6 protein-coding genes and 2 pseudogenes are annotated in these 6,355 nt (G+C 46.5%); all 8 read left to right on the top strand.

What is annotated here, in order from left to right; all coding sequences use genetic code 11:
- Positions 1-261 (top strand): annotated as a pseudogene (locus AB7U21_RS09495) (transcriptional regulator); the annotation flags it as partial.
- 68 nt (positions 262-329) lie between these two features.
- Entirely contained in the window at positions 330-938 is a 609-nt protein-coding gene (gene purN, locus AB7U21_RS09490) for a phosphoribosylglycinamide formyltransferase (protein ID WP_333787292.1), read from the top strand.
- A 36-nt stretch (positions 939-974) separates the two neighbouring features.
- On the top strand, positions 975-2,210 hold the full coding sequence (gene glyA / locus AB7U21_RS09485; RefSeq protein ID WP_333787291.1) for a serine hydroxymethyltransferase: 1,236 nt from the start codon (positions 975-977) through the stop codon (positions 2,208-2,210).
- Positions 2,211-2,223: 13 nt separating this feature from the next.
- A complete protein-coding gene (locus AB7U21_RS09480; protein WP_333787310.1) occupies positions 2,224-3,090 on the top strand; it encodes a bifunctional methylenetetrahydrofolate dehydrogenase/methenyltetrahydrofolate cyclohydrolase in 867 nt (288 codons plus the stop codon).
- Positions 3,091-3,135: 45 nt separating this feature from the next.
- Complete coding sequence (folP, locus tag AB7U21_RS09475) at positions 3,136-4,371, top strand: dihydropteroate synthase (RefSeq protein ID WP_333787290.1); 1,236 nt, start codon at positions 3,136-3,138, stop codon at positions 4,369-4,371.
- Complete coding sequence (locus AB7U21_RS09470; protein WP_333787289.1) at positions 4,368-4,976, top strand: methylenetetrahydrofolate reductase C-terminal domain-containing protein; 609 nt, start codon at positions 4,368-4,370, stop codon at positions 4,974-4,976. The genes folP and AB7U21_RS09470 overlap by 4 nt, the downstream gene beginning before the upstream one ends.
- A gap of 350 nt (positions 4,977-5,326) precedes the next feature.
- A complete protein-coding gene (modA, locus tag AB7U21_RS09465) occupies positions 5,327-6,166 on the top strand; it encodes a molybdate ABC transporter substrate-binding protein (protein WP_333787288.1) in 840 nt (279 codons plus the stop codon).
- Between the two features lie 6 nt (positions 6,167-6,172).
- Positions 6,173-6,355, top strand: a pseudogene (locus tag AB7U21_RS09460) (molybdate ABC transporter permease subunit); the annotation flags it as partial.

Here is a 6,355-nt window from a genome sequence, read left to right as displayed (position 1 = left end):
AAAGCAATATCCAAAGATAACCACGATACAATGCTTACAGGGGTCAGCACTTATAGTAGTGCGATGATCAAAAGAGCTGATCTGATGAGCAGCATCTCCAGTGTAACGCAAACAAGGTCCGTGTTTATAATAAAAGGTCCAACCAAGTCAGAAACTGTGGAGAACACAGTTCTTATCGAAGAAAAAGAACTGGATAGAATGGCCGGACCAGAGGAGTTCGTAAGCCTCATTGACGAGAAAACAAAATATAAAAAACATTGATGTTTTTTATTTCAGTTGTGGACCAAATCCAAAAATCTAATTATATGAAGATACTTTAAGAGCCTATAATGACCACCAATATAGGAGTTTTAGTATCAGGCAGAGGTTCCAACCTTCAGTCTATCATCGACCATGTGGAAAGCGGCTATCTAAAGAACGTAAAGATCAGCGTGGTCATCAGTGATGTTAAAGATGCTTATGCATTAGAGCGTGCAAAGATGCATGGGATAGATGCTGTTTTTATTGATCCGCAAGCCTATGGAAGCAAGATAGGATTTGAAAAAAAGATAATTGGAACATTGCAGCTTTATGGTGTGGATCTGGTGCTGCTCGCGGGATACATGAGGATCTTAGGAAGTGAAGTGATCCGGACATATAAAGATAGGATCATGAACATACATCCTGCGTTGCTTCCTTCTTTTAAAGGTCTGCATGGTCCCAGACAGGCACTTGAATATGGTGTCAAGGTCGCAGGATGTACTGTACATTTCGTTGATGAGGGAATGGATAGCGGGCCCATAATACTCCAGAGCTGCGTACCTGTGAAAGATAATGATACAGAGAGCACTCTTGCCTCACGGATACTGGAACAGGAACACAGGATATTCCCAGAAGCAGTAAAACTCTTCACTGAGGGTAAACTTAAAGTGGATGGCAGGATTGTACTACGCAGATAGAACTAACCTTAAAACAGCTTGTAATTGGATGATACCATGTCCTATATTTCAGAGATAGACCCCGAGATCGCCGAAGCACTGAAGCTAGAAGCGAACCGCCAGGACTACAAACTCAACCTCATAGCATCTGAGAACTATACGAGCCGTGCGGTCATGGAAGCACAGGGCTCGATAATGACGAACAAATATGCTGAAGGTTACCCCGGTAAGAGGTACTACGGAGGCTGTGAATTCGTAGATATTGCCGAGAACCTGGCGAGAGATAGAGCAAAGGCCATATTCGGCGCAGAGCATGTGAACGTGCAACCCCATTCCGGCTCAGGTGCCAATATGGGAGTATATTTCTCAGTACTCAAACCAGGGGACACAATAATGTCCATGGACCTTTCACACGGAGGCCATCTTTCACACGGAAGTCCTGTCAATTTCGCCGGCCAGCTTTACAAGATAGTACCCTATGGAGTATCCAGGGAAACAGAGGCATTGGATTACGATGTACTTATGGAGATGGCAAAGCAGGCAAAACCCCGGATGATCGTGTGCGGGGCATCTGCTTATTCCCGCACCCTTGACTTCAAGCGCTTCAGAGAGATAGCTGATGAAGTTGGCGCATATCTGCTGGCAGATATCGCCCATATTGCCGGACTTGTGGCAGCCGGAGTACATCCAAGTCCTGTACCTTACGCGGATTTCGTGACCACCACCACCCATAAGACCCTGCGGGGGCCCAGGGGTGGAATGGTCATGTGCAGGGAAGAATATGCAAAAGCGCTTGATAAGGCCATATTCCCCGGAATACAGGGTGGACCCCTTATGCATGTGATAGCTGCAAAGGCTGTAGCCTTCAAGGAAGCCCAGAGCGAACAGTTCAGACAGGACCAGGAACAGACAGTAAAGAATGGAAAAATGCTCGCTGAGAGCCTCATTGAGAGGGATTTCAACATTGTTTCAGGAGGTACCGACAACCATGTAATGCTCCTGAACCTCAACAAGTTCAATATAACTGGAAAAGAGGCTGAAGCAGCCATGAGCAAGGCTGGCATCATCCTCAACAAGAACACCATACCTTTCGAGACCAGAAGTCCGTTCATTACCAGCGGTGTCCGGATAGGTACCCCTGCTGCAACCACCCGGGGTATGAAAGAGATGGAAATGGTGGACATTGCGGGTTTCATAGAGAACGTGATCCTTAACATTGGCAACGAGCAGGCTCTTATGGAGATCAGTTCTGATGTGGAACAGCTCTGTAGCAGGTTCCCGATATATAAGTAAAGAGGTGAGTGGCGTGGTGGACGAGGAATATAGCACAAGGGTGATCGATGGGCGCAGCCTTGCAAAGAAAGTGGAGGAAGAGGTAAAGAAGGGCGTAGAGGCACTTAAAGCGGAAAAGGGCATAACTCCTGGTCTTGCCACCATTCTGGTAGGGGAAGACCCTGCTTCAAAGATGTATGTACGCCTTAAGCACAAAGCATGCGAAAGGGTAGGCATACATGCGGAAGACCATGATCTTCCGGCCACGATCTCACAGGAGGAGCTTATAGCTCACATTCAGCAGCTCAACCAGCGGAACGACATTCATGGGATACTGCTGCAACTACCTCTTCCACGACATCTTAACGACAAGGAGGCCATGCTGGCCATAGATCCCAGGAAGGATGCCGATGGATTTCATCCGTACAACATGGGGAATCTCCTGATAGGTAATGAGGGCTTTGTGCCCTGCACTCCCAAAGGAGTTATCCGGGCAATGGAAGAGCATGGTGTCCAGATACAGGGCAAGCATGCCGTTGTTGTCGGGCACAGCAACGTTGTGGGAAAGCCCATGGCTGCAATGCTGATCAACCGTAATGCTACTGTTTCGGTGTGTCACGTATTCACCCAGAACCTTGAACAATACACTCTTGATGCAGACATACTCGTAGTTGGCACAGGCGTCAAACACCTCATCAAGGCCGACATGGTAAAAGAAGGAGTTGTCGTTTTTGATGTAGGGATCACCGAAGAGAATGGAAAGGTGTACGGTGATGTGGATTTTGAGAACGTTATCAAAAAAGCCTCCCTCATAACCCCCGTACCCGGAGGGGTGGGACCGATGACAATTTCCATACTCATGCAGCATGTGCTGATGGCAGCTAAAGATGCGTCTACATAGAGATAGATGCAGTATATGTCGATTCCATACTTTGTCGGATAGAAAATGTTCGTTGATGCAGACATCTGCGGTTTGAAAGTTGGTGATGAACACCCTGTAAGGATAATGGGAGTTATTAACCTCAGCCAGGAGTCTTTTTACAGATCATCTGTGGTGAACATAGACTCCATACTGGACAAGGCACACGGTATGGTGGACGGCGGTGCCACTATCCTGGATATAGGAGCACGTTCCACATGGCTGCTTGCAAAGCCAGTGATAAGCAGGGAAGAGGAAATACAAAGGCTTGTACCTGCACTTGATATTCTGAAAGATAATATTGATGCTCTCATTTCAGTGGATACGATGTTTGCTGACATTGCTGAAAAGGCTCTTGAACTGGGAGCCGACATGATCAACGATGTTTCCGGTTTCAAAGCTGATGAGAGAATGCTGGATGTTCTGGTGGAGCATGGCTGTCCTGCAGTGGCCATGGCCACCGAGAAGATTCCCGGCGATCCGATAAGTATGGATGCCATAATGGACTCCCTGGCCGGCATCATCAGGCAGGCACATGACAAAGGCATGGACACCAGCAAGCTCATTCTTGACCCTGCAATCGGTAAATGGGTGCCTGAAAAGATACAAATATACGATTTCGAGACCATCGACCAGTTCGACAGACTGAAAGTGTTCCACAAACCACTCCTTGCAGCGATATCGCGCAAATCCTGCATTGATGCAGTATTGCACAGGCCGCCAGAGGAGAGATTGTATGGTACCTTGGCTGCCACTGCTATTGTGGTACACAAGGGAGCACACATCATAAGGACACATGATGTACCCCAGACAATGGATGTGGTAAAAGTGGCTGCAGCCATGCGCAGCAGGCAGTCTGTGGTAAAAGAGAATGGTTTTGAGGTCTCTGTGCTGAACATTGTGGACCCTGAAGATGCTGTGCGGACCATGAACGAGATGGGTGTCACCGGGATCGGCTCCCGGATAATGAAAAAGAAAACCGTTTCCAGGGTACTGAGAATATCCAATATAACCACCACTGAAGCCCTGATAATTAAGCAGGAGATACTGGCAAGAGGAGGCGATGCGGCCCTTGAACGCAATGCTGTGTCCCATGAGACAGAAAACACTGACATCCTTATAATGGGAACGATATTGCAGCTTGAAAAGCTTGCAAAAAAACTGGAATACCAGGCCCGTAACCTGCCTGTTATTTCCAGGATGATCCTGAATACCCTGCAGCTTGATGATAATGTGGAGTACCGCTATTTGAGGGAGCTATGATCATCTCTTCTTCAAAACCATTCGAGGAAGTGCTTGCCGCCCTTGAGGGTATTGACAATATTTTTGTGATCGGCTGCAATGTCTGTGCTGCAAGGCTGCATGTGGGAGGCGAGCCTGAAGTGCTTGACATGTGCGATAAACTGAAAGCAGCCGGGAAACATGTTGTCGGCTGGGTTCTGCCCACTGCCGCCTGCAGCATTCGATCCCCTGAAACGCTCGTGGAGAAGGACCCGGATATACAGAAAGCTGATGCTATCCTTGTCATGGCATGCGGCAGCGGTACTTCAATAGTATCCAGACTTGTGGATGTACCGGTCTATCCTTCCAACAACACTGATTCTCTGGGAGGAAGGTCAGGGGAACAGGTTCTCCCACAGCTATGTGAGATGTGCGGTGCATGCAATATACAGGAATTCGGAGGCATATGCCCTAAGGCCAACTGCCCTAAAGGCTTGCTCAACGGTCCATGCGGAGGATCCATATCCGGTAAATGCGAGGTTGACCCCGAAAAGGACTGCGCATGGGAACTTATCTACAGGCAGCTTGAAAAAATTGGGAGGCTGGAGCTGCTGGAGAAGGTGATCGAGCCGAGAAGATACTGCTGATAATTTTACGTCTAATATTGAAGCTTCAAAAGACTTGAAAAGAAAATGTATAAAGAGGTGCAGGTCAGCGCCAAACAATACAGGGAATACAAAGAAAATCGGTAATCAAAGAAGAGAAACACGTCATTAGACCACTGGAAAACAAAGATCTGTACCCTCGATACTTTTTTTTATCCATCCTAAGTCCCATATAGAAACCTATTTATAACATAATAAGGGTTGAATATTCGATATGTCTACTCCGACATAACGCTGCTGGCAGCATTTAAGAAAATAAGACTACCTGGCCAAAACCTGCCGGCAGCTCAATCCCAAGATAGTTTTGATCTAAATATAAGGTGGTGTCCTGCATGGATAAAAAGAACCAGACGTTACTTACGGCTGCAATAGTGATCATCATGATCATAGCTCTTGCCGCTGTATTCATGAATTCAAATAATGAAGAACAGCAAGCTCAACAACAGGATCAGCAACAAGGATCTCAGCCTACACAGATCAACGTTGCTGCAGCTGCTAGCCTCACTGAAGCATTCACAGACATTGAAAAAGAATTTGAGGCAGAAAATTCAAACATCGATATTGTTTATAACTTTGCAGCATCAGGAACTCTCCGTACACAAATAGAAGCTGCTCCGGAAACAGCAGATGTATTTGCTTCAGCAGCTCAGGACCAGATGGACATGCTGGCATCCAAAGGATTCATATATAACGATACGCGAGAGGACTTCGTAGAAAACTCACTGGTAATGATAACTCCATCAGGAAATGCTCTTGGACTTATCGGCATGCAAGATCTTACCAAGACCGAAGTGGAAAAGATTTCCATGGGTAATCCTGATACTGTACCTGCTGGAAAATATGCAAAAGAAGGACTGACTAACGCAGGGCTTTGGGATAATGTATCAAGGAAGACACTTTTAGCAGAAAATGTTAAACAGGCCCTTGTTTATGTCGAAACAGGAGAAGCCGAAGCAGGATTTGTATTCAGTACAGATGCATCATCTGCAAAGAACGGTTCAATTGAAGTCATTGCTTCAGTTCCCGTAACCACACCTATTACTTATCCCATAGCTGTAGTGTCAGCTACACAACATAAGGACGATTCCCAGATGTTCATAGATTTCGTCACAGGAGAAAAAGGTAAATCCATACTGGAACAATATGGCTTCAGTATTCCTCAGACCGGATGAACTCAAATGCTTGACCAGGTATGGTTCCCTTTATACATAACGCTTAAGATATCACTGGTATCTTCGTTAATAGTGGCAATACTGGGTACCTTGATATCCTATATCCTGGCCAGAAGGGAATTCATGGGCAAGTGGCTTATCGATTCACTGGTCACTCTACCTATGATACTTCCCCCTACAGTAACCGGA

It is taken from the genome of Methanomethylovorans sp. (assembly GCF_050177135.1).
Taxonomy (GTDB): domain Archaea; phylum Halobacteriota; class Methanosarcinia; order Methanosarcinales; family Methanosarcinaceae; genus Methanomethylovorans.
The sequence above is the reverse complement of the archived record's forward strand: the minus strand, read 5'-3'. Positions and strand labels throughout refer to the sequence as shown.